This is a genomic window from Paraburkholderia domus, from assembly GCF_905220705.1.
Classification (GTDB): Bacteria; Pseudomonadota; Gammaproteobacteria; order Burkholderiales; family Burkholderiaceae; genus Paraburkholderia; species Paraburkholderia domus.
Window position 1 is genome coordinate 128,655 of record NZ_CAJNAT010000010.1, and the last position, 23,860, is coordinate 152,514.

A 23,860-nucleotide genomic window follows, 5' to 3' on the forward strand; every position below is an offset into this window, starting at 1 on the left:
ACGATGCGCGCCGGGACCGCCGGCGGCGCGCCTATGCCGATCCGCAGCGCCGCACTTGGCTGCGCGTTACACTCAACGTTTTATCGCCGCGCGGGCGCGGCACAATTCGAAAAACGGAGAACGGGATGAGTTACGTATTTGCACCCGCACCGGTAGTCGCGGTGCCGGTCGTGGGGTCCAGCGAGCAGTTCGCGGTGCGTCGCATCTACTGTGTGGGCCGCAACTACGAGGCGCACGCGCGCGAGATGGGGCACGATCCCGACCGCGAACCGCCGTTCTTCTTCACCAAGCCGGCCGATGCCGTGCTGTATGTCGCACCTGGCGCGACCGGCGAATTTCCCTATCCGCCGCAGTCGAAGAACGTCCACTTCGAGATGGAGCTCGTGGCGGCGATCGGCAAAGGCGGCAAGAACATTCCGGGCGAAAGCGCGCTCGACCATGTGTACGGCTATGCACTCGGTCTCGACATGACGCGCCGGGATCTGCAGGCCGAAGCGAAGAAGCTGGGCCGTCCGTGGGATACCGCGAAGGGTTTCGATCATTCAGCGCCGCTCGGCCCGATTCATCCGGTCACGACGGTCGGCCATGTCGGCAAAGGCGCGATCTGGTTGTCGGTGAACGGTGAGGAAAAACAGAACTCGGACGTGTCGCAACTGATCTGGTCGGTGGCCGAGACGATCGCCTATCTGTCGACGTTGTTCGAACTGCAACCGGGCGATCTGATTTTCACCGGCACGCCGGAAGGCGTCGGCGCAGTGGTGCAGGGCGACCTCATGAAGGGCGGCGTGGACGGGCTCGGCGAGCTCAGCGTGCGCGTTGTCTGAAGAGCGGTTGGGGGAGGCATACAACATGAAGCTTTACAGCTATTTCCGGAGCTCGGCGTCCTATCGCGTGCGCATCGCGCTGAACGTGAAGAATCTGCCGTATGACTACGTGCCCGTACATCTCGTGCGCGACGGTGGCGAGCAGTTGAAGCCCGAGTACCGCAAGGTGAACGTGGACGGCATCGTGCCCACGTTCGTCGACGGCAACGAAGTGATGCCGCAGTCGCTCGCGATCATCGAGTATCTGGAGGAAACGCATCCTGAGCCGCCGCTCCTGCCCGGGACGCCGGCCGACCGCGCGTATGTGCGCTCGGTAGCGTTGCAGGTGGCGTGCGAGATTCATCCGCTGAACAATCTGCGCGTGCTGAAGTACCTGAAACACACGCTGTGTGTCGACAGCGACGCGAAAGACGCGTGGTACAAGCATTGGGTCGAAGCGGGTTTTGCGACGCTCGAGGCGCATCTGGCGGGCGATTCGCGTACCGGCAAGCTGTGCTTCGGCGACAGCCCGACATTGGCTGACACGTGTCTGATTCCACAAGTGTTCAACGCGCAGCGCTTCAACGTCGACACGGCGAAGTTTCCGACGATTCAGCGCATCTACGATCACGCGATGCAGCTCGACGCATTCGCTCGTGCGGCGCCTGGTGTTCAGCCCGATGCGGAATAATGCATTGATTTGGATGTAAAAAGGGCGCTCGGAAGGGCGCCCTTTTTACCAGGTCTGGCGACGAACGTTGCCGTGCTCAACCGCCCAGCAACGCGTCCGAAAACTCTTCCGCGCTAAAAGGCTGCAAGTCCTCGACCTTTTCGCCGACGCCGATGAAGTACACCGGGATCGGACGCTGCCGCGCGATCGCCGCGAGAATACCGCCCTTCGCCGTGCCGTCGAGTTTGGTGACGATCAGGCCGGTGAGGCCAAGCGCGTCGTCGAAGGCTTTCACTTGCGCGAGACCATTCTGGCCGGTGTTCGCGTCGATCACCAGCAGCACCTCATGCGGCGCGCCATCTTGCGCCTTGCCGATCACGCGCTTCACCTTGCGCAGTTCTTCCATCAGATGCAGCTGGGTCGGCAGACGGCCGGCCGTGTCCGCCATCATGACGTCGATCTTGCGCGCACGCGCGGCGCCAACCGCATCGTAAATCACGGCTGCCGGGTCGCCGCTTTCCTGCGACACCACTGTCACGTTGTTGCGTTGGCCCCAGATTGCAAGTTGCTCGCGCGCGGCGGCGCGGAACGTGTCGCCCGCAGCGAGCAGCACCGACTGATCGAAACTCTGCAGATGCTTGGCGAGCTTGCCGATGCTGGTGGTTTTGCCCGCACCGTTGACGCCCGCGATCATCACGACCAGCGGTTGCGCGTGGCCGAGCATCAGCGATTTTTCCAGCGGCTTGAGCAGATCGATCAGCAGCGTGCGCAGTGCCGCTTTCACCTGCTGAGGATCGGTGAGGCGCTCGGTGCGTACTTTCTCACGCAGGGATTCGAGCAGGAACTCGGTGGCTTCAACGCCTGCATCCGACATCAGTAGAGCGGTTTCGAGTTCTTCGTACAAATCCTCGTCGATCTTCGTGCCGACGAAAATGCCGGTCAGGCTCGAACTCGTTTTCGATAGACCGGTCTTCAGGCGAGTGAGCCACGAACGCTTCGCGTTCGCGTCCTGCGTTGGCGGCGGAACGATTTCGACGGATTCGAGCGAGGGTGCTTCCGGTTCGAGCTCGTTTGTGGACGCCGCGGCAGCCGGTTGCGTATCGACGCTCACGGGAGCAACCGGCCGCGGAGCGGACGGCGCGACGGGCGCTGCCGGCGCCTCTACGGCGGGTTCGGGCGCCAAGGCTTCCGGCGACGTCTGCGATTCTTCTGGCGCGTTATCGGACTCTTTCGAACCCTTGAATCGTTTGAAAAAGCTGAACATGATCTGGCGTGGTGAGAGCGCGCGCCGATGCGCGCAGCCGGGACAAGCCCGTGGGAGCGGCAGGCAGCGTTGCGATGCGGGATGCAAGGCGCTGGAAGCCGCACATTTTATCAGGCGCGCCGCCGCCCGTCGTATTGGCCGAACGGCCAGGCTGGACGCCGTGCGCCCCTGTGGTAACGTTGGCGCTCCAGTCCGCACCCATCGGCGTCGCGGGCACCCCTATAACGTACTCGAAACTGCATGCCCCGTTCTGCTCCTTCACGCGCCCACGGCGCTTCGTCCAAAGGCGGCAAAGCGCACGCCATCCGTATCATCGGCGGCGACTGGAAGCGCACGCCGCTGCCCGTGCTCGACCTCGACGGCCTGCGCCCCACGCCCGACCGCGTGCGCGAAACGCTGTTCAACTGGCTCGGCCAGCGACTGGACGGCCAGCGCTGCCTCGATTTGTTCGCCGGCAGCGGCGCGCTCGGCTTCGAAGCCGCCTCGCGCGGCGCGGCGCGGGTGCTGATGGTCGAGCGCAACGCCCGGGCCGCCAGCCAGTTGCGCGCGAATCAGGAACGCCTGTCAGCGCGTGCGATCGAAATCGCGGAAGCCGACGGCTTGCGCCTCGCCGCGAGTCTCGCACCGGGATCGTTCGACGTGGTTTTCCTCGATCCGCCGTTCGGCGGCGATCTGCTCGACAAGGCGCTCGCTCTGGCCATACCGCTGCTGAGCCCCGAAGGTTTTCTGTACGTGGAAGCCGGCGCTGCGCTCGAGCTTGATGGGAACGAGATGCTCACCGGTTGGGAAATCGTGCGGCAAGGCAAAGCGGGCGCTGTCCACTTTCATTTGCTGCAGCGCGAAAATAAGGAATAATGCGCGTTCCAAAACAAGCAGCGGGCGGGTTATCGTCACGCGTGCGGTCGGTGCCAAATGCGTCGCGTCGACGCTTTGACGTGCCCATTTGTCTGAAGAGAGGAGAAGTCTCATGGTAGTCGCCGTGTACCCGGGCACGTTCGACCCGCTGACGCGCGGTCACGAAGACCTCGTTCGACGCGCGTCGAGTATTTTCGACACGCTGGTGGTGGGCGTTGCCGACAGCCGCAACAAGAAGCCGTTCTTCACGCTGGAAGAGCGTCTGGACATCGCTCATGAAGTGCTCGGGCATTACCCGAACGTTCAGGTGATGAGCTTCAAAGGGCTGTTGAAGGACTTTGTCCGCAGCAATAACGCACGCGTGATCGTGCGTGGCCTGCGCGCCGTCTCGGACTTCGAATACGAGTTCCAGATGGCCGGCATGAATCGCTATCTGCTGCCGGACGTCGAAACCATGTTCATGACGCCGTCCGATCAGTACCAGTTCATTTCAGGCACCATCGTGCGTGAAATCGCGCAATTGGGCGGCGATGTCAGCAAGTTCGTGTTCCCGTCGGTCGAAAAACGGCTGAAGGATAAGGTTGCTGCACTGGATTCGAATGACGGCGCTTCGGCGGGACAACCGTAACCGGCGTAAACTGTCGGATTGACGGATCAAAGCCGGCTTCGGCCGGCGCGAAGTGAGAGAAGTATGGCCTTGATGATTACCGACGAGTGCATCAATTGAAAATTGGGGCCATATCATAGATTGACCGTGCCTCAAGGCTTTCCAGCATTTTCGATTGCGCCGAAATCATGTTTTGCAACACCTACGCAACATCGGGAGCAAAACATGGCCACATTCAGTCAACGCAACGGCCGTTGGCAAGTGAAAGTAGTTCGTAAGGGATTTCCTACCCAGTACAAATCGTTTGCAACGAAAGCGGAAGGGCAGATTTGGGCACGTTCTGTCGAAACCGCAATGGATGACGGAACGTGGGTCGATCCGGCCAGCACGACCGACATAACGTTCGGCAAGCTGCTGGAGCGCTACCGAGAGTCGGTTACGCCGTCAAAGCACAGTCGTCGCAGCGAGGAATACCGTATCGGCAAAATGATGCGGCAGAAAATCGCTGAGTACAGTATGCGCAACCTCACGACCAGTGTGCTCGCTGACTACCGAGATCAGCGTCTAAAGGGCGCATCGAATTCGAGCGTATGTCGAGAGCTTGCAACGATAAGCGCAGTTATCACGCACGCGCAACGCGAATGGGGCCTCAGTATGGCCAATCCGGCAAAGCTCGTGAAGCGACCGCGACTACCGCCAGGTAGAAGTCGCATATTGAAACCAGGTGAGATTGATCGCCTGATGCATGAACTGAATGCCGAACGGCACAATTTGCGCCGTAAATGGTTAGTACCACTGATTAAACTGGCTCTCGAAACAGCGATGCGTCAGGGGGAATTGTTATCTCTGCTGTGGAAGCACGTTGACTTTGAAGACCGTATTGCATATCTGCCTATGACAAAAAACGGAAGAGACCGGTATGTGCCGTTGAGTAGTGCAGCGATCGCGGTTCTGGATCGCCTTGAGCGAGTTGAGGAGCGTGTTATCCCCATCAGTCAGAACGTCGTTTTGTGTGCATGGCCGCGAGCTTGCAAACGTGCGGGTATCGAAGACTTCCACTTCCACGATCTGCGGCATATGGCAACAACAAACCTAGCGAAGAGGCTGCCGAACGTTATCGAACTCGCTTCGGTAACGGGACATTCCAACGTGCAGATGTTAAAGCGGTATTACCATGTGTCTGCAAGGGAGCTAGCTCAAAAGCTCGGCTGAGAATGAAAGGGCGACTCCCTCCTGTTCATTCTGCAAGGTTGTGTACAGAGTAAACAGTTAGGAGAGGCGCAAAAGTTGTTGTCTGTCTGCGCCTCGCCTCTGAATCTGTCACTGAAGAACCGTCGACGACAGATCCGATCGGATTAGATTGGCTTGGAGTTGACTTTCGCTAGTTGCTGTTGCGTCTTCTGTAGTTTCAGACGCAGGCCCGCTGCCTTCGCTGCTCGCGTTGCACGCTTAGCTGCTTTTTTTTGCGCATCGACCTGCTGTGTCTGCAGATCAACTTCGCCAATGATTTCGATGTATCGCATGATTGCTACCTCCTTTACGGATATTTATGAACGCGAAGAGGTAGCGTTGTCGGTCAGTTTGCTGCGAAACCCGATCGCATCGTCGCGCTAATCGCCTCAAGCACTGCGTCCAATTCACCTTCTGCAACGGCAGCCTTTAATGCGTCGAGCGTCGGAATCAAATTGTCGGTTGCACCGACTTCGATGCCGGTCTTGCCCTTCGCCAGTTCCAGTACCTTTGCACCATAGCGGACTTGCAGGCAGAGCTTGCCGTTTTCGGCGGTGAACCACCATGCACGAACGCGTTTTTGTACCTCCACGTTACGGCGTTCGCCGGTTTCTGCATCCTTCACGGAACGGAACTTCGTGGGCGAGAACGACTTTCCTTCCTGTTGCGCTTTCGCCAGTTCCGTCTGTTCCCAGATTTTCGCGATCAGGCGGTTACGGCGCTGCACGATTTGCGGCAAAGCACCGGGACGCTTCGTTGCGACCAGCTTCAGGTTGTTCAGCGCGCTCATCTACTTCTCCTCTGGTGTGTATGTACAGAAGAGGATGTGTTCCAGTTACGAAGAGATCAACAAAAGAATCGATTGCGCGTACTTATAGTGGTGTTAATTTCATTGCTCACCGTTGCTTTGCTCTTTGGACTTCAGTCTTGCTCTGCGTAATCTTTGACGCTCCGCTCCGGTCATAGCGTTGCCTGTTTTCGGGCGTCCTGCTTTCTTCTTGCCAGGCTCTGCCATGCCAATTGCTTCTACGGTGCAGCAAGGGAAATACCGTTGCAAATAGTCAGCGGACTTCTTGTCCATCACGATTACTGTCTTCGGTGTGGGGTCGACAGGATCGCGCAGACTGGTGCGCATGATCGTTTGGTACATTACCTGATGGCTCTGAGCTTGTTTCAACTCTTCCGGTGACACGTCGTTGACCTTCATGAAGCCGACGTCTGCATACTTGCTATTAAGTGCGCTCATGAAGACGGCGTTGTGCACCTTCACGTACTTGTTCAAACCGTGACAGATATTGGGCACGCGCATACCAAAATCGAGACCAGTCTTGTCATCGTTGTTAGTCGCATAGATGTAGCGTTGGCCATCCATCAGCTCTTCGACCTTGGCCTTTACCGCAGCTTGAATAGATTGGCCATCGTGCCTGCTATCACGGAAGGTCTTTGACCAATCGTTCTCGAACATGTATTTGATCGTCAGCAGATGTCCGTTTTCATGTAGCTGTGCGGAAAGCTTTGCCGAGATGGCGTCGTGGTTTGCGAATTTGACCTGCTTGGACCAGAGCTTGTACAGTACCGACTCAGTGATCATGGCTCCCATGATCGTTACCGACTTGTACTTTTCGAACGCCTGCGGACGCAAAAGTGAATAGGTAGTTAGCGACTGTTGACCCATCTCGTCGCCGTTGACGATCTTGTTCCAAGAATCGACTTGAGCATATGTGTCCCAAGTCGTATCGTTGTTCAGTCTGTCACACACGTCTTGGTAAATCTTGTCCTGATCGTCGTTGAAGCGGCATTCAGCCATGCGCTGAATTTCCGTTTCGCTGCCGTGCTTCGTCGAAAGCAAAGCGTAATTGTCCTCTGGCGTATGCAGAACGACATGGCTAGTGAACGTGCTGTGATTCACTGGCAGTTTTGCGGACCATGAAGACTGACATTGAGGAATTTCGTCGATGATAATCATCCAGTCTTTGGCGTTATGCCAGTACGGCAGCGACAGAAAGGATTGGTGAGTGATCAGCAGGACCTCCCCTACGCCTGGCGCTGCCGCACGCAGATGGTCCTGAATCTTGTCCTTTACCTGACCGCTTACGCACTCTGAGTGCAGCTTTCTTATCTGGACGCGGTTTGTGTTGTGCCTTTCTAAATTCTCTTGAGTCTGGTCGATTAAGACGGTAGACGGCTGCACCAGTGCAATTTTCGCGCCGAATGCTGCTTGCGGAAGGGCGTAATTAATGGCTTCTCTTGTCTTTCCCGAGCCAGCGAGGGCATCCACGGTATAGATTATCATTGTTATTTTTGCTTTATAGTTCAAACAGCGTTGTGCTGTCGCTACTGGTTTCTCTGGGACCAGTTGTGAGCGTCCTGCTCACGCTTTATTTATCTTGGTCTCTCGGAACTGTGTAACGGCCTCTATCTATCTAGAAGAGTAATTTCGTTACATGCCGAAAGCTATCTGCCTGAGCGGAAGTACAAGTAGGGGAAGACAACCAACTCATTATCTTCCGGTATTGCGCGAGCTAGGCGAGTGGAATACCAGAAGCAATGGGTTACGTTGTCCTGCAGCAAAGCGACGCCGGAGCTTTGCTTGCAGAACACATAACGCGTTAGTGCATAATTGCGATGAAAATGCGTTGGGCGCAGGGCTTCTTCGTCACAGGTTCCTCTGAAGCACCTGTGCCTCGACACATTTTTTCCCATCTGGGATGCATCGCAAGCTCGCATACCCAGATCCATAAAATATGCTCGGCATCTCGTTCCTCAGAAGGAGTCCTTCTGCAGACAGCTTGCGCAAATGCGCTTTGCCCTAAGAATACAGGGCGCTATTCGACGGTTGAGACCGTTACGGTCACGTTCAATAAATAGAAGGTCGGAGGCGGAACGCTCCCGGATTGGCTTGTTAAATTTTATAGCTAAAATTCTCTAAACTGAATCCTCGCCTCGGCGGGGATTCAGCACTTCAGCGCGACGGCAGCGCGAATCAGCGATAAGCCTCGCGCTATCCTAGGCAGGAGCTACATCTACGGAGACGCGGTTAATGTTGTAACGCGTTACCGATAATCCTCTCGCTTTCGCCGGACTGAACAGCGCCAGATTCATGCCGCTACTGACAGAGCTGCGAAATGCGACACCGTCGTAACCGCTTTTCTTGATGAATTCACACAAATATTGACTCGGTATATAGTCAATCGCCGCGCTTCGAGGAAGGACGGGGCGCGTGAGTTCTTCGCCTAGTTTCTCTAGAAAAGGAATGTCGGCACGCAATTGCCCGATTGCGCCCGCGTCGCCCAGAACAAAAGGGGAGACGAGTTTGCGTGGGTCGCGCAAATCAACGGCGGCTAAGGGCGGGAGCACTTGAAACTCCGCGACGCACGCGACCTCTCCAGTGTGGGGGCGTATCTCTGCTGCCGCTGTCTCCGGCAATGACCCCAAGTAGAGGTATGGAATTCCGACAGGGTTGGCGCGTCCATGGGTCGCGTATTGTTTGGGCGGCGGCTGGCATCGTGTATCGGCGGAGTCGGTTCCAGATCGTGATTGTCGATTAAATCGAGACTGCTGGCATTGAGACAGGACGACGTGCGCGAAGTTGTACGTCCCACAACGACCCCGATCCAGCTACCCTGTCCGCAGGAACGTCGGTTCTCTGGCGGCACGGCCGCCTGTTGGCTCTCAGGTCCCCCCGATAGCCGTATGACAGCAATTGCCGACGCCACATAGCCGCAACAATGTCGGGCGCCTAGACAGACCGCGACCTAGGGCTAAAGCTTTCTGGCGAATTGCCGTTTACCCGTAGGCGCGGAGTTATCTAACTATGCGCTAGCGGGACATAACCACGAAAGCTCTCGCCAGGAGCGCCGCACTTCTCATCGTTGCTGAGTCGGTGGGCATCTGGTGGGCACTGAGGATCGGGCTCGTATAAGCCGCTAGTGATGGCCGCCCAGAAGTAAAATCCAAACCACAATCAAGAATATGACTCCCAGCAAAAGATTCGTCTCGATACTGACAACGGTGGTGCTTTCATGTTTTTTCGCAGCAGCATGCAGCAAGCGCCTCGAATACAGCCGCCTCGACATGCAATATAAACAACAATGCTTTGGCGATATGACGGTCGAATGCAGAGATCTGCAGATTCGTCGTGTGATTGCCGCCGAAGAAGCCAATTTAGAGCAAGTCAAAAGCATCAAGGACAGGTACATTGAGTGTCGTGGAGAAGCAGATTACGACGAATTGCAATCACTCATCCATAAACACATTGACTACCTCGAAGATTTGCGCCCCAATTTCTTCGCGCGCCACTTTATGGCTTCAAGAGAAATTGAACTGCCCGATGATGACTTTCCCGGAAGATCACGTCTGCAAGATTTGGGACGCCCCTCATGCCATCCGCAGCCCGCTACGCAAGAGGGCAGTACCGCTGACTATTCTAGTCAGCCTGCTACGGCTTCGGAGCCGGCATCCGAGCCCGATACCGGTCTTGCCACCCGAGTTCCTCAGCCGGAACAACCTAGTTCGGCATCTGCCGCAACGGCAATACCTGCCGCAGCTAGTGCTGTAACGGCGAACACGGCCCCGGTCGACGCAACCAGCTCGCTGACTGCAGACGGCCCCGCCGCACGCCGTTGCGGTTGGATTGAAAACAATTTGCCCTCAAGCCTGACTTTACGCGACCGGGATGGTACTTGGAATATTGTCGGTGCTACTCATTCGGGCGAGTTTGCGAGTCCCGACGGATTTGATCAAATGCCGTCGACGAGCAAAGTGATTTTTGTGGCTGTTTGACTGTGGAAACCAACAGGCAAGCGATGCAGATTGTGAAGATTTTCGGCGGTTCGCTCAAACCGGTGTCCGCATGCCAGAACGACAAGAGCATCCAATAGCCCGTTCTCGCTCTTACGTATAAAGGCGTCAGGACGAAACCGACTCCTTCGATCATCCAGCTGACTCCACCATCAACGGCCGCTTGAAAGCGGCCGTTCGTTCACCACAACGTGCGAAGATTTCAGACCGCAAGTTACTGCTAAGAATGTTCGAGAGCGGGACGACCGACATGTCTCGACGGTTTCGCGAACGTGCGCAATGTGCGATGCGGCATCCGGAATCCGGCAAAAAGTTAGCTGACGCTCAGGCGCCGGTATAGATCGCTTATTGGAATTTGCTGAAGACGTCGCGACGCAATACTTCTTGCGACCGAATGTTCCCTTGACGGGCCGCCTTCGTGAACCATTGCCACGCTCGCTCCGGTTCGCGCTCCAGATAGTGCATGCCAAGGTTGTGCTGCGCTGACGGGTGACCGCTTTCCGCTGCCATGGTGAGCCATCGCAACTCGGCGGCGCGGTCGTCGCTGCAACTCAGGCTCATGAAAAATTGCGCCTGCACCTCTCCCGCATGAGCGCGAGCTTCGCACCATGTGCGGCGGTCGGCGAAGTATCTATTCAGAACCCAAACCAGCGATTGAACGGCTGTAGCGCTCACCAAGGTGAAATTGATGCATGAGTCGCCGAACCGTGTGATCTGCTTACTCGATGCGTTAAATCCACCGTTCCATCCGGACCTGTAATGGTAGTCAGTACTGTCGCTGAACATCTCTCTGAAGCTGATTACCTCATCCGTGATAATCAAGCCATCCGCTCCGCCCTGAAAAACCGTGTCGTCAACGAGCAGGTAGACGTTCTTCGGCGGATTTGCGGAAGCAAAGCGTCGCCCTGCTAGCGATTTCGCCAGCTTCTTTGGCGAGATGTCCGCTCCAAAATGAAAGCGATCCCTGTCATTTCGATCCAGCTCGAGATCTTTTAGATAGTTGGGCAGGAATGGTTCATCGCCGGAGGCAACGTGGCAATGCGTATCTTCCCCGCGTTGGTCTGTTCCCTCGGAAGCCATCGCCTGCGCCACCATTTCCGTCAGCTTGCGGCCGACGCCTTCGGCTTCACGAAGTAGTTCGACGGTCGTCTCTGCCGATACCCAGAATGGACCGCTCCCAAGGAATCCCTCGATGAACGCCGTCCTCGAACAGTTCAACTCGACCTGAAGCGGCCTGTGCTGCGGCACGCCAATGATGCCGGCCAGAACGCTCATAACCAGTTCGTTCGTCGCCCGCAACTCGAGGTGAAGGTCGCTTTCCCTCCGGCAGAACTCGTCGAGCACAAGTTCGAATTGACGCAGCACGAATCCCTGCAAGTTGTGAAAATCACGGCCCATTCCATCGATGAACGATGGCGGGAGTGTGGACATCGAATGGAAACTCAATACCGCAACCAGATACTGTGCGCATCCGATCGCCGTGTTGATCTCGCTATAGCGACCGACAAATTCGAGCGAGCGCAACGTTTGGCTTACCAGCTTCGTGCATTCTCTCGAAGTGAAGCTCATAAGATCGATCACAAACGCGTCGTCTGCTTCGATCGGCCCCTTTTCACATTGATCGTCCACGAGATCCGACTTTGCGTTTTGGAAGTCAATCGCGAGTTGTCGCTGGATACGAGCGACTCGAGTGCCCAGATCATCGAACGAATCCTGCCTTTGAGCCGACGCCCCTGCTGCGTCCCGCTTTTGCGCGCCTCGAGGTTTGAAGGTCGACCAATCGCCACGGCTCTTCGTACCCGATTGCGCATGCGATCCTGTGCCGCCAGCAGAGGCGTCGAGCATGGCATCGTAGCGTTGCCGCTTGTCTGCGTCGCACAGAACGGTGTAGGCCTCGTTGATCTCCTGCATGTTTGCTGTAGCCCACTTCTGGGTGTCCAGGTCGGCATCAGCGTACTTATCCGGGTGATACTGGGTTCGTCTGCCTTTGAACGCCAATTCAATCTCGCCTTGGCGCGCGGTAGGCCGAATCCCCAACACATCGTAATAGTTCTTTTTCTCGCTCATCTCGGCACCCAGTCGTCAGACTTAGTTATATTCGGCGGCGCAATTTAGTGCATCGCCAACCAGTTCTCGTTGGAACTCGGGAGTGGGCGTCAGATTGAGTCGCATCAATTCATCGGTCGAGTGCCGGTCCTCGAGCTTCGAGAGCGCGCATTTGCATACCTTGACTTTCGCCTCGGTCTCGACGGAAGTCGACACACAAGCACCTATGAAGCCCTTCTCAAAATCGGATTTCTTACTGGAGCAGCCGGTAATGAACGACATCGAGCAGACGGCGATGGCCGCTGTAATCAGATATTTCATTGGATCCGTGACTAGTCGATTGTTGACAGAGGGTCCGCATGGGGCCCTTTTTCCGACCCTTGTATGTCTAGTCTGGCGAACGCACGAAAAAGATGAGAAACAGGACGAAGCCAACGATAATCAGGCCGCCGATTAGATGGCCAACAGCAGGAAACAAAATGGTCGGCCACACCAAACCGCGCCCAAGGTTGTACATGAAGCCCCTGTAGCTGTAGAGACCGAACATCGATCCGTAGAGTCCGAAGAGGACCGCGATGCCGAGGTAGGCGCCGATAAGCTTGCGTCGGATAGACAAAAGGTTCTCCTTTTAGTGTTTGTAAGTGGTGGGCAGATGAAAAGAGCAAAGCGCCGTCATGGGTGATAGATCTGTCCGGCGCAAGAGCCCAAAATATCGCCCTCGTCAGTAAAGTAGATAACGGATCCTATTTCTACTTCTTTAGGGTACGCGCTTAAAAGATGAGAATGGAGATGAGATCCGATGCACGTCGGCCCTTTTTCTCAGTGGAACCTCGGGGAGCGAAGCTGTTTGACGTTTGTTCCACGGTGTCCGCATGACGGGCGATCACCAGTGGGCTGTTGGTCGTTCCGCCGGCCTCTGAACCGAATACGTCACTCAACGTGCAGGCGTGAGGAGTCGCGGCGATTGTTGACGATCGTGCAACTACGGTCGATCGTCTCTTGCGGGTGGTATTTCTGCCTAACCGTTGCCCGCCTGCCGGCAAAGTCCGCTGGGTGCGCCCAGTTTTTGCGAAAAATGCAGCGGATTTCGTTCAACGTCGGCCGAAGTGCTGCTGCGCGCAACGGATCAACCGGTCCGCCAGCCGCTTCGAAGGCAAGCGACCGTCGCAACTGCGTGTGTTGGGTCATTTCTCAACTGTTTTTTTTCAAATAGCGGCGCCCCTGAAAATCAAAGCAAATAGCAAAAAGCTTTGGTTTCGGCGTAAGCGCTTGTTTCCTATGAGGATCCGGACTCGTCAATGATCTGTTGATTCTCTTAACCAAAGAATGCACCCTCTGGCGTGTGGAATTCATTGGTTTCGGAGATCACCACGTGAAACAGGCCAAGACTTTGACCGACAAGGAACTCAAGCAGGTACTTACCTACATTTCGTTGAACCGGCACGCAGCGCGCAATCGAGCAATGCTACTGCTGACGCATTGGGCCGGTATGCGTGTAGGCGAGGTCGCCGCCTTGCGTATTGGCGACGTGCTGAACGCAGACAACTCGATTAAATTCGAAATCCGCTTGCTTGCGGAGCAGACGAAAGGGCGTCACGCACGAACCGTTTTTATCGGCCAGCGACTTCGCAAAGAACTGGCGTCGTACGTCGCGACGCTGAAATGTCGGTCAACCGACAAATCGCTGTTCGCTACACAGAAACGGGCTGGATTCTCCGCGAATACGCTGTGCCAGTACTTCCATTGGCTTTACAAGCAGGTGGGGATTGACGGAGCGAGTAGCCATTCTGGCCGACGCTCATTCATTACGAATTTAGCGAACAAGGGTATCGGCGTACGCGTGCTCATGTCACTTGCGGGGCATCGGGACATCTCGACCACGCAACGTTACATTGACGTCAACGATGAGATGCAGCGTAAAGCAGTGGATCTCGTTTGATGAAATGACACATCCCATGCGTCGACAGAAAATGTCGGCAGCGTGCCTTGGCGGTTAGGCACGAGAGCGGGCCGGAACCGGCATACGTCTAGGGAGTCGGTTGGTCGTGCGGCGAAAGATGCGTCGGCTCGCCGACACTCACGATTCCCTATAAGCATCTCGGCCATTCAAGTGAGGTATTGGCATCGCCGAGTTTGCGCCGTCTGCAAGTTAGATCTGCTTGCGCCTCCCTCAAGGACACTCGGCTGCCTCTCCCAAGGCGCTATCGATTGTGGAGGGGCTACGCTGATCTCGGCACTTAGCCCACTCGACCGCATGGGGCGCTCCGGCAAAGCGTGCAGGGACGGAAAAACAGTGATTCAGCCCCAATATCGCGCATTGACCTAAGTTAGGTGTGTGTCGATAATGTACACATTGTGTATCCAGGAGGTCGCCATGAATGCCGAAGCGGGGCTTCGAATTCGCGTTGACGACGCCTTACGACGCGACTTTATCGCGACTTGCAAAAGTCAAGACACCACTGCTGCTCAGGTCTTGCGAGCGTTTATGAGGTCGTACGTTGAGCAGTACGGGTCAAAGGTAGTACAGGGGCATTTGTTTGAGCAGCGTCAGTGAAGCCAACAAACAAGCTAGGTGTTGGTAGACGCCCGATCTCCGAAAGTCCTTCGAGTATGTGATATGAAAAAATTAACGAGTATCTCGCTGTTTGCCGGTGGTGGCGGAATGACGGTTGGCGTTGGGCAAGCCGGATTCGATACGCTTTTCGCGACTGATATTGAACCTTCAGCCGCAAGTACATTTCAAAAGAACCTTCCTCAAATTCCGTTTCATCTAGGCGACATACGTCGGCTCACGCGCGAGCAGTTGGAAAAACAGTTGGGCCGGAAAAAAGTCGACTTTGTCGTAGGTGGCCCGCCGTGCCAAGGTTTTTCCACGATCGGTGACCAGAATCCGGCTGATCCAAGGAATGGCCTCTTCTGGTGCTTCGCCCGAGTCGTAGAGTGGTTAGCACCCTCTTGCTTCCTAATGGAAAACGTCAACTATTTGCGTACGCAGTATGGCGGCAGGTACGAAAGGGAGATTATCGCAGCTTTCGAACGGCTTGGTTATCGAGTGTGGGTTACCACCTTGAACGCAGCCGACTACGGCGTCCCGCAAGTTCGCAAGCGGGTATTCTTTTTCGGTTCGCGTCTCAAAGGGGAATTCAACTGGCCGACGCCTACTCACGGTGCCGGCCTTCTTTCCTATTCGACAGTAGGAAGCGCAATCGACGATTTGCACGCTCCCAACGATGACATTCCCAATCACTCGTTTCTCCGACACGGTGAAACGGTCGTAGCGCGCTATCGTTTGATTCCGGAGGGCGGACGGATGCCGCCACCTTCAGAACTGCCGGAAGAAATTCGACGGAAAAATTTTGGAAATACCTATAAGCGGTTGCACAGAGGCCGTCCGTCGCTAACGCTCGTGCCGGGAAACAACGCATTTCCTGTTCATCCCGTCGAACACCGCAGCTTATCGCCCCGAGAAGCCGCCCGCATTCAAACATTCCCCGACGACTACGTTTTCGTGGGCTCCCGAGCCGAGCAATGCAAGCTGGTAGGCAATGCAGTCCCCGTTGAACTGGCACGGCACCTGAGCGAAGCAGTGAAGGAACATATCGAAGGACGCGCGAGTACGAGCGTGAGCAAAGCGAAGGCAGACAGCGAGCCTAAACAGCTGGCTCTTCTCGACGGCGCACCGGATGGCAGGCGCACGCCTCGGCGGTCGGGACTAACTGCTGTCAGCTTCTTCACCGGTATCGGTGGACTCTTGCTCGGATTTCGAAACGCGGGTTTCGATATCCTCGGCTCTTACGACATGAAAAATAGCGTCGAGCGCAACTTTTCATTGAATTTTCCAGATATTAAGCACACTAGAGGGGACGTTGCGCAGTTAACTCTGCGAGATGTCAAACAGCACATCGGCGCTGAGGAAGTGGATGTGGTCTTTGGAGGGCCACCATGCCAAGGCTTCTCCATTTTCGGACGCCGCCGTTTCGTCAACACGCAGAATCATCGCCCCGAAGAAGATGAGCGAAACGAGCTTTCGCTGAAGTACATTGATCTGGCGATTGGACTGAGTCCGAAGGCAATTTTTTTGGAGAACGTAAAAGGCTTTGTATCTACCCGGCGCGGAGAATCGAGCTACCTGTTGCAAGTTGAAAAGCGCCTGCGCCGTGCTGGCTATCAGTTCGAACATCGCGTGATTAACTGCGCGACCTACGGTGTTCCGCAGCTACGCGAGCGGTTTATTCTGATCGCATGGAGGAAGGGGCTTGAATTTCAATGGCCCGAACCAAAGCACGTTTCCGAACCCAAATCGTGGCAGCGACGATTTGTTACGGTGGGCGATGTCATTACCGATCTCATGGATCCCAGCACCCACGGCGATGAATTCAGTCACGCGCCGATGAACCATAAGGAGCTTGTGGTCGAGCGGTATAAATTGATTCCCGAAGGAGGTCGCCTTCCTGAAGGTGGCCTTCCGGAAGAACTCAGGAAAGGTTACCGTTCGGACAACGTAAAGAACTACAGCCACGTGTATCGGCGGCTCGCAATGAATGCACCGGCCACCACCATGGTTCCTGGGCACAATGCGTTTCCGGTGCATCCTGTTCTGCACCGGACGCTAACGGTCCGGGAGGCCGCGCGCATACAGACGTTTCCAGACTGGATGCGATTCATCGGTACTCGGCAGCAACAATGCACACTGGTTGGTAACGCGGTTCCGCCCTTGCTAGCCGAGATATTAGCAAGCGCGATTGCCAAGGCAATCAAGGGAAATTTCGTTTCGCTTGGCTACAAACGCGACGTATATGACCTTGCGACGACGGCATGAATACCCATGATGTGCTGGCGTATGCCGTCGCAACTCAAGCTGTTGAGCGTCTAAGGACCGCTGTATCGCCGTGGAACACATTGTTCTCGGCGGACGCCTACGTGACGGCATCGAGGGTCTGGCCTGTTCCGGACTTCGTCATTGTAGACAACGCTAACGGTCTACAAATCGCGGCCGAATTCAAGCCGCCTCAGCAGACCAAGCGCGAATATTTAACCGGTTTGGGGCAGGCCATCGCATATTCGCTCGACTTCCATTATGGACTTCTCGTCCTGCCGGAAATCGCGGACGACGGCTACCGCATAGCGGAGCATGTCGTGCACGTTATGAAACAGAATACGATGCACGACGTGCCGGTCGGAGTACTCAGCTATGACCCAGCGACATTTTCCCCGCATAAGCCTGACTTTACCGAAGCCCATTTTTTCAGTAAGCGGATATCGGCCCCGCCTCACGTCGCCCAGCTCGACTCAAGCTTCTACGCGAAATGGCGAGAGATGTCGCCCGAAGAGTCGTTGCGGCTTTTGAAATATTGCTACGAAGAGATGGGAAGTGGAGCAGCGGCCACGTCTACGATTCTAACTCGCGCATTTGGCCGTCTCTGGATTGACATTCAAAGCGGTTTCCTGCGTCACTGGGGTGGTGGCACCAGAAGATATCAAGACACGGTAAAAATGAAAGGAAACGTTCTCAAAAACTACAAAAATTTCCTTTTTCACATTGGTTGGATTGAATCAGATGGTGCATTGACTAAAGGCGGCTTGGAGGCTCTTCATACCGGAACGCTATATGGAGCCGGTTCGCGCCCATTCCTAGATACGACCGCAACGGCTGTGCTGGGCGAGGGAAAGCATCTTATATTGTTTAATGCGATTAGCGAGTATCAAGATACCGTGGGCGGCGACTTTCCGGAGGAGCCGAAATGGCTCGAGAACCTTGAGGACTTTCTCGAAGCGAAGGGCTTGCTCAAGCGAAATCCAGAAAGATCAGCTGTCGCAGTTGCTGGGTCAACGCGGCAGTTTCTCAAGGCTGAGAAGCAGTTATGGCGGCAACTGGAACTTATAAAGCCGAATGGCCCTCGAGTGTTCCATCGAGGTCGGGGTTTGATATTCAATTGGTCGAGAATTGCCGAACTGCTAAAATCGACGGGGTGATTACTTCGATGGCGAGTGACCGTCCGCTAGCCGTCTGCGGCATGTGATTAACGCCTTATCTGCTTCGACTCCAACGTGTTGAGCGCTTCCCTGAAAATCGCCTGAAGGCCGGGCAGCGCTTTTTCTAGAACATCGTAGAGGCCCATGTCATGGGCACGCTGCTCAAGCGTCGCTCGATACAGTCGGGCAGATTCGCATCTTGCGTCAATGGGCACAAGAAAGTATTCGCCGTTCTGGTTTTTCGTGGACTCGATGTCCCTGGCCAGTCCCTGCTCCTGCAAATCGAACGCGGCGCCGATTGCCTGGCCGCGACTACAACCGAGCAGCAGATGCAATTTATCGAGTGAGATTTCGCCGGTGGACAGTCCAACGTCGAGCGCCTTTGCTGCGAAGACGGAGGTATTCATCGCTTTTGCCAAGGCGGTTGCGTAGCGCCCGTGATAAAGCGACATAAAATTGTGGAAGCGGGTAATCGCAAGCATGTCGCCTTCTCTGATGATATGGACTCTATACTGATGCGGATATCAAAATCACCAAAGCCGCATCGGTATAAAGAGGGTAGCTATTGGGTGGCACATCATCAAGAAAAGAGTGACATGGAGGGCGCGTCCGTCCGTGTACTGCGTTGCGCTGAATACGTATCAGCCGGCTCGCGAACGTATCCGGCGCTGCAGGGAATTGTCGGCTGGGCCGACAATTCCGCCAGTGGACTCAAGACGTAATCGATTCGCCAGCCTCGGCCGAGGAGTTCTCGCCTGCCACCTCGTTATCGGCGACATCGCTTTTCGGCTCAATGTCTTCGATCTTGTGACCTTTCAGTTCGTTGTAGTTCGAGTCCTTTTGAAGCGTATAGAAAATCACCTTCTCGCCGTCGTACTTGATCGCGATCGGACGCCAAGCTCCGGCGCTGGGAATCAAGTCGATCATGGATTCCGGCAAATCGGCGCGGTCGTAGTCTCCGACGTGCATCCATGACGCTTCGAGCGCGGCATCGAAAAGAGCTTTTTCTTTGCCTTTGGCCGCCCGTTTAGCGCGCTGTTGCTGCTCCTTCGCGTCCTTTGCATCCCGTTCGTCCTTGTTGACCTTTTTGACGATATCGCTCAGATTGCCATTCGTCTTGACCCAATCTGCGAAAGATTCCTCCGTCTGCCCTTCGGCATGTGCACGTTTCAAAACTTTGGCATCTGCCGACGCTTGCTTGCGATCATTTTTCCGCAAGATCGTCGAAAACAGGTGATATTCGCTGGTAGCCTTCGACTGGCGCTTCCGTTCGCACAGTTTATAAAGCTCATCCTTAAGCGTATCAATTGCGACGGTATCGTCTGCGACCGGGTTAAAATACTTGTGACGGAGGCCGAGGATTTTAGCCAGAGCCTTAATCGCAAGCCCTTGAGTCTTGTTGCTGTATGCGGTTTCCTTCGTCTCAAGTTCACGACCAGCGTCGCCGATCACTGCAACGTCGGTTCGGAAGAGCGGGAGAACCGTCTCCTCATCGAAAGGTTCTGGGGCGTCGTTAGCAGTATTTCGCGTGTCAGCATGGGATTGCGCCGGTTGCTGCGTCCCGTGCTCGTTTTGCAGCGTCTCATTGGCAGAGGTCGGGGCAACCGACATTTCGCTATTCTGGTTGCCAGCTTGCTCGGTATCCGTTTTCGGAACGATATCGGATTGATTGAGAGAGGCCTGCTTTGCGCCAGCACGTGCGCTCGGCTTGATAAAGTGCAGAAGGCGTTGACGAGTAATGAAAGCATTGCGGTGTTGGGCTTGCATAATCTGTTCCTTTAAAGTTGGTTAATGTCGATCGTTAACCGAAAAGTGTGATTTAATTTCCGGAAAACGCGTGATTCCGCAGGCGTGGACGACGTGCCACGACTGATAGTGCTTTTGCTGCTTTAGGGGTTTGTTGCCGCTTTACTGCTGTATCGAAATCGTTATTGATTCGACGAGATGAAGTGTAGATTGGTGGGGAGCTTGGCGGTATTGGCACGTGCTTGCAACTGCCAACTTTCGGCGAGTTGCAAGCAAATGTGGACGTTCGTGAAGGTCGCGCGGGTGCTAGCCTGTGAAGGCTAATTCTCTGAACCAACGACGAATTGTACTTGGTGAGAAATCTTTCCTATCTTCTTTGCCGTAGAACGGATCACCCTCCTTCGCATAGCGTTCCCGCTCACGAAGGTATGCATTGATTTGTGGAGCCAGCTCTTCCGCAGCCCCGTTTGCACCCCTGAAATCGTTCAGATGACGCTGTGCTAATTCAAGGGCGAACTCCTTTACGACGCGCTCGGGAGCGTGCTTTGCGCTAGCGCCGCTTTGAGCATGCTTTGATTTAGATTTTTTAACGGCGCGTCCGACTGAGAGGGGTATAAATCGCGCGCCATAGGCTCGTCCGAGGAACAATTGGGCTCGGCACATGCAGACCCATGCCTTATGTTCGTCACCAGCTTTGTGCGCTCTATATGCCTTGATTGCAAACGCGCAGCCGATGCGAATCAATGAGAGAGGGTCATTTACCTTGTCGAGGTTTTTCAGTTCATCTCGTACATGATCCGGATCGAGGTTTCTCTGGGTGCTCAGGGCCTTGAAAATCTGGGTTTTGAATTCGTCAGCGACTTTCAGCCGATTGTTCTCGTCGGCGTCGAACACCTCGCGACCAATTGCCTTTCTTTGAAGTTCTATGTAGCAGTTGGAAAATCCCTTCATGCTCTTTCTATAGATCGATTCGATCGATTCGTGATATTTGTCTTCGCTCATGCGGGGTGTGTGTGAAGTGTCGCCTGCCAAACTTATAATCGTACGCTAGGTCGATCGAGGAGCACCAGCTCATACGGGCACTAGTGTTGACTAAGCGTGCAGGCCGGTTGGCAAAGGCGTTTTGCCGCGCTTTCCGGCTTTGCACTTGCTCCGCTGCGAAGGCAAGCGACCAGACGCTTGGCGGCTCTTCTGCCAAGCCGTGGGGCAAATTGTCGGTCACACCGACAGTTGCGGGCAATCAGCAACGCACGGGCTTGGTTTTGATGCGACGGGGCACGTCTGCACCTACGTGCGGTCGTTCGAAGCGCAGCTTGTGGGAATGACTGACGTTTAGTACGTTTTCTAGCGCTGTACTTGCTTCCGCTATCAAGCCATGCAGCCAGACGCTTGGAGGCTCTTCTGGCAAGCCTGGGCGTATTTTAAGTGCCAGGCAGTTGTCGATTTAATCGACTTGTGGTGTTGTCGCGGTCGCACTGCGATTCCTGCCCCCGCGCCTCGACCGGATCAAGTTGATGTTCATCTCGCCCGTCGGTGCGCCGGCGTAGGGGGCTCGATCGTTTCGACGGAGGCGTGCGGCGCTACCTGCTACTGCCACTGCCGGCATGTCGAAACGCCGCGGAATTGGGGCGCGCACAGAAAAGAACTAGCTCTGCTGATTTTGCAGGCGGACGAGATCGACGGCGATGCGGAATGCTAGCGATGTTTCCGCCGAGGCAATTCGTCATTCAACGTAGCACCCGACCGTTCGTCCGCCACGAATGAAAGTCCCGAGACGACCGCTAAAGGCGCCAGTTGGAGGAGCGGATAGAAAAGGCGGCTGCGGGGAGACGATACTTGTCACAATTTGTACTATGATGCGGCAGCCTCTCCTAAAAAAACAGAGCACTTATCGGCCGGTCCGCTATGAGACTCAATAAAACGATCGAAAAATTCGAGCTTTACATACTCTCTCTGTGGTTCTTGTTTTTGTTGATAATCGTCGTAACGATTGACATTCCAGTTTGTTTCAAGGATGAATGCAAGTTCATTGGCTTCGGAGAGTTGATGGCGAGGAATGTCGTCCCGATGGTAGCAACTTTGTTTGTGCTCCTGGGCGTTCTCTATTACTTGCGATTTGATTACAAGATAGCTGGAAGCAAGTCGATTCCCATCACGATAGTTTCGGCGGAAGACATTAATTACGAGCACCTAACTTTTCTTACAACATATATTATTCCTCTGATTTGCTTCAATCTCACTAGCGCGCGGTACTTGATTGCTCTAGGTCTTTTGCTAATCGTCATTGGAGCGATTTACGTTAAGACGGACAAGTTCTACGCTAACCCGACATTAGCGATACTTGGCTTTCGCCTTTACTCTGCGGTTGTTCGGAAGAGAACAGGTGATGAGGTAAAGGTAGTGTTAATTACTAAAGATCGCCTTCAGAGCGGTGGTCAAATACAGTTCTTGGAACTGGATGATCGAGTTTATTTCGCAAAGGGGAAAGTATGAGTATCGATACGCTACGGACATCAATATCGGGGGTAATTACCAATGAAAATTGCGGGGCGGAATTTTATTTCCTACTTGAAGATTCTGGGCAAATCAGTATAAAGCGGGCAGACATTGATGAGGGAGCACAGGTCGAATTAACGCAGAACTTTATTGACTCCATTAGCAGCACGATTCTGCTAAATGATGAACTTTCACTGCTCGACATCTCCAGTGCAGATGATCGTGCTCACGCCATTTATCGCTACGACCTCCCAGACGTTCCGGAACAGATTTCCCATTTGGCAACTGTCCTTCAGCGCGACGACTTCCAGGTGTTTAATTTTGCGTCAGATGACCTCAATCACCTTAAGGGTATTTTGATCATCCTTGGCCACGGCGATCAGCAATTGGCGATCTATAAACACCAATATCCGGTATCGTTGCTAAAGCGTGACAGCGCATTCTTTCGCATGATTCGAAATCAAAGTCGACTGGCGAAAGTCGACGACGATATTCTGCGAATCAATTCGAAATTCGAATTCATGCGCGTTAATGACGAGTACTACATAGTGGACATCAAGACCTTGGAGCGTTTTTTTGGTTTCCACGACGCAGTAAGAAACATTGCCACACAGGGGATAGCAAATATTGCGGCGGCTGGACTGATCGCGGACACCTCGCCTTTGGCGGAAAGGCTTGATGACATTTCATTTTCGAGGAAGCTGGTTCGTGCCGCTCGTGCTTCTCCGGTTCTGGGCGTCATCCCGAACGATCAAGTAATTGCATTTGTTAGCGGCCATCCGGCCCTTCGTGGCAAGTTTAAGTTAAGCGATGACGGAAGCGTGATTAAGCTAGAAACGAAAGTTTCTCAGAATCTATTCCTCAAGCTGCTGAACGATGATTTTTTGCAGTCTGAGCTCACCAAGCGTTATTACGCAAGCCTTGCAAAAGACGCATTGAATTCGGAGGCATAGTGCTCTAAGGCCATGGTGACCTGTGAGTCAGTCGAAAAACCGAAGTCGATTTCGGCTATTCGAACAACGAGAGCCTGCCCACTTCGACTTTCCGCGACAAAGACATGTCGGCTCAACCGACAACTCGCGATGCCGTGTAGACATCTCAGATATTGCTTTGGCCATGCCCAAGCGCTTGCGGTCGGCAATGGCGTCTCGGCGCGGTCGCTGGCTTGCTACGCTCTGCAATAAAGCCAAGCGGCCAGACGCTTGGTGGCTCTTCTGGTAAGCCTGCACGCAGCCTACGGGACAGGCAGTTGTCGTGTTAGCCCATTTATGACGGTAGCGGGTGCACGACGGTTCCTGCGCTTATGATTACCTGTTTTCGGAACGGCCCAAAAGGGCTGGAGACGACGCCCTCGGTTGATGGAGAGTCCG

The 23,860-nt window shown here is 54.8% G+C and carries 22 protein-coding genes; 11 read left to right on the top strand and 11 right to left on the bottom strand.

Annotated features, from left to right (window positions below; all coding sequences use genetic code 11):
• The first annotated feature begins 125 nt into the window (after positions 1-125).
• Both KHO31_RS19240 and maiA read left to right on the top strand, forming a co-directional pair.
• On the top strand, positions 126-824 hold the full coding sequence (locus KHO31_RS19240) for a fumarylacetoacetate hydrolase family protein (protein WP_201072304.1): 699 nt from the start codon (positions 126-128) through the stop codon (positions 822-824).
• 25 nt (positions 825-849) lie between these two features.
• The gene (gene maiA, locus KHO31_RS19245) at positions 850-1,494 is read left to right on the top strand and encodes a maleylacetoacetate isomerase (RefSeq protein ID WP_201072306.1); all 645 of its coding nucleotides are present in this window, start codon (positions 850-852) and stop codon (positions 1,492-1,494) included.
• Between the two features lie 76 nt (positions 1,495-1,570).
• Here maiA and ftsY read toward each other — a convergent pair whose 3' ends face one another.
• The gene (ftsY, locus tag KHO31_RS19250) at positions 1,571-2,737 is read right to left on the bottom strand and encodes a signal recognition particle-docking protein FtsY (RefSeq protein ID WP_201072308.1); all 1,167 of its coding nucleotides are present in this window, start codon (positions 2,735-2,737) and stop codon (positions 1,571-1,573) included.
• Between the two features lie 240 nt (positions 2,738-2,977).
• Here ftsY and rsmD point away from each other — a divergent pair, with 240 nt between their 5' ends.
• From rsmD to KHO31_RS19265, 3 genes are all read left to right on the top strand, one after another.
• The gene (rsmD, locus tag KHO31_RS19255; protein WP_201072310.1) at positions 2,978-3,592 is read left to right on the top strand and encodes a 16S rRNA (guanine(966)-N(2))-methyltransferase RsmD; all 615 of its coding nucleotides are present in this window, start codon (positions 2,978-2,980) and stop codon (positions 3,590-3,592) included.
• Between the two features lie 112 nt (positions 3,593-3,704).
• A complete protein-coding gene (gene coaD, locus KHO31_RS19260) occupies positions 3,705-4,220 on the top strand; it encodes a pantetheine-phosphate adenylyltransferase (protein WP_201072312.1) in 516 nt (171 codons plus the stop codon).
• 204 nt (positions 4,221-4,424) lie between these two features.
• Positions 4,425-5,411, top strand: a complete 987-nt coding sequence (locus tag KHO31_RS19265; protein WP_211623939.1) for a tyrosine-type recombinase/integrase — start codon at positions 4,425-4,427, stop codon at positions 5,409-5,411.
• Between the two features lie 143 nt (positions 5,412-5,554).
• Here KHO31_RS19265 and KHO31_RS19270 read toward each other — a convergent pair whose 3' ends face one another.
• The 4 genes from KHO31_RS19270 to KHO31_RS19285 form a co-directional block, all read right to left on the bottom strand.
• Positions 5,555-5,722, bottom strand: coding sequence for a hypothetical protein (locus KHO31_RS19270; protein WP_211623941.1), 168 nt, complete (start codon positions 5,720-5,722; stop codon positions 5,555-5,557).
• A 53-nt stretch (positions 5,723-5,775) separates the two neighbouring features.
• A complete protein-coding gene (locus KHO31_RS19275; RefSeq protein WP_211623942.1) occupies positions 5,776-6,219 on the bottom strand; it encodes a DUF6641 family protein in 444 nt (147 codons plus the stop codon).
• Between the two features lie 99 nt (positions 6,220-6,318).
• The gene (locus tag KHO31_RS19280; protein ID WP_211623944.1) at positions 6,319-7,722 is read right to left on the bottom strand and encodes a DEAD/DEAH box helicase family protein; all 1,404 of its coding nucleotides are present in this window, start codon (positions 7,720-7,722) and stop codon (positions 6,319-6,321) included.
• A gap of 713 nt (positions 7,723-8,435) precedes the next feature.
• Positions 8,436-9,047, bottom strand: a complete 612-nt coding sequence (locus KHO31_RS19285; protein WP_328822728.1) for an RES family NAD+ phosphorylase — start codon at positions 9,045-9,047, stop codon at positions 8,436-8,438.
• 354 nt (positions 9,048-9,401) lie between these two features.
• On the opposite strand from KHO31_RS19285, the gene KHO31_RS19290 reads away from it, so the two are divergent.
• Positions 9,402-10,211: a DUF4087 domain-containing protein gene (locus KHO31_RS19290; RefSeq protein ID WP_211623946.1), complete on the top strand. Its 810-nt coding sequence runs from the start codon at positions 9,402-9,404 to the stop codon at positions 10,209-10,211.
• A 363-nt stretch (positions 10,212-10,574) separates the two neighbouring features.
• On the opposite strand, the gene KHO31_RS19300 is transcribed toward KHO31_RS19290, so the two are convergent.
• From KHO31_RS19300 to KHO31_RS19310, 3 genes are all read right to left on the bottom strand, one after another.
• Positions 10,575-12,296: a J domain-containing protein gene (locus KHO31_RS19300; protein ID WP_211623949.1), complete on the bottom strand. Its 1,722-nt coding sequence runs from the start codon at positions 12,294-12,296 to the stop codon at positions 10,575-10,577.
• A 21-nt stretch (positions 12,297-12,317) separates the two neighbouring features.
• Complete coding sequence (locus tag KHO31_RS19305; RefSeq protein WP_211623951.1) at positions 12,318-12,596, bottom strand: hypothetical protein; 279 nt, start codon at positions 12,594-12,596, stop codon at positions 12,318-12,320.
• Positions 12,597-12,663: 67 nt separating this feature from the next.
• Positions 12,664-12,891: a hypothetical protein gene (locus KHO31_RS19310; protein WP_211623953.1), complete on the bottom strand. Its 228-nt coding sequence runs from the start codon at positions 12,889-12,891 to the stop codon at positions 12,664-12,666.
• Positions 12,892-13,647: 756 nt separating this feature from the next.
• Here KHO31_RS19310 and KHO31_RS19315 point away from each other — a divergent pair.
• The 3 genes from KHO31_RS19315 (at position 13,648) to KHO31_RS19325 (ending at position 18,248) form a co-directional block, all read left to right on the top strand.
• A complete protein-coding gene (locus KHO31_RS19315; RefSeq protein WP_211623955.1) occupies positions 13,648-14,214 on the top strand; it encodes a tyrosine-type recombinase/integrase in 567 nt (188 codons plus the stop codon).
• Positions 14,215-14,892: 678 nt separating this feature from the next.
• A complete protein-coding gene (locus KHO31_RS19320; protein WP_211623957.1) occupies positions 14,893-17,094 on the top strand; it encodes a DNA cytosine methyltransferase in 2,202 nt (733 codons plus the stop codon).
• Positions 17,091-18,248: a hypothetical protein gene (locus tag KHO31_RS19325; protein WP_211623959.1), complete on the top strand. Its 1,158-nt coding sequence runs from the start codon at positions 17,091-17,093 to the stop codon at positions 18,246-18,248. The genes KHO31_RS19320 and KHO31_RS19325 overlap by 4 nt, the downstream gene beginning before the upstream one ends.
• A 47-nt stretch (positions 18,249-18,295) precedes the next feature.
• On the opposite strand, the gene KHO31_RS19330 is transcribed toward KHO31_RS19325, so the two are convergent.
• From KHO31_RS19330 to KHO31_RS19340, 3 genes are all read right to left on the bottom strand, one after another.
• Entirely contained in the window at positions 18,296-18,730 is a 435-nt protein-coding gene (locus tag KHO31_RS19330) for a hypothetical protein (RefSeq protein WP_211623961.1), read from the bottom strand.
• A 229-nt stretch (positions 18,731-18,959) separates the two neighbouring features.
• The gene (locus KHO31_RS19335) at positions 18,960-20,015 is read right to left on the bottom strand and encodes a hypothetical protein (protein WP_211623963.1); all 1,056 of its coding nucleotides are present in this window, start codon (positions 20,013-20,015) and stop codon (positions 18,960-18,962) included.
• Between the two features lie 285 nt (positions 20,016-20,300).
• Complete coding sequence (locus KHO31_RS19340) at positions 20,301-20,996, bottom strand: protease-associated domain-containing protein (protein WP_211623965.1); 696 nt, start codon at positions 20,994-20,996, stop codon at positions 20,301-20,303.
• Positions 20,997-21,899: 903 nt separating this feature from the next.
• On the opposite strand from KHO31_RS19340, the gene kwaA reads away from it, so the two are divergent.
• Together kwaA and kwaB are read left to right on the top strand one after the other, a co-directional pair.
• Positions 21,900-22,487, top strand: coding sequence for an anti-phage protein KwaA (gene kwaA / locus KHO31_RS39850; protein ID WP_328822726.1), 588 nt, complete (start codon positions 21,900-21,902; stop codon positions 22,485-22,487).
• Positions 22,484-23,443 (top strand): anti-phage protein KwaB, encoded by a 960-nt coding sequence (gene kwaB / locus KHO31_RS19350; RefSeq protein ID WP_211623969.1) that lies wholly within the window; start codon positions 22,484-22,486, stop codon positions 23,441-23,443. The genes kwaA and kwaB overlap by 4 nt, the downstream gene beginning before the upstream one ends.
• The last annotated feature ends 417 nt before the right edge of the window (positions 23,444-23,860 follow it).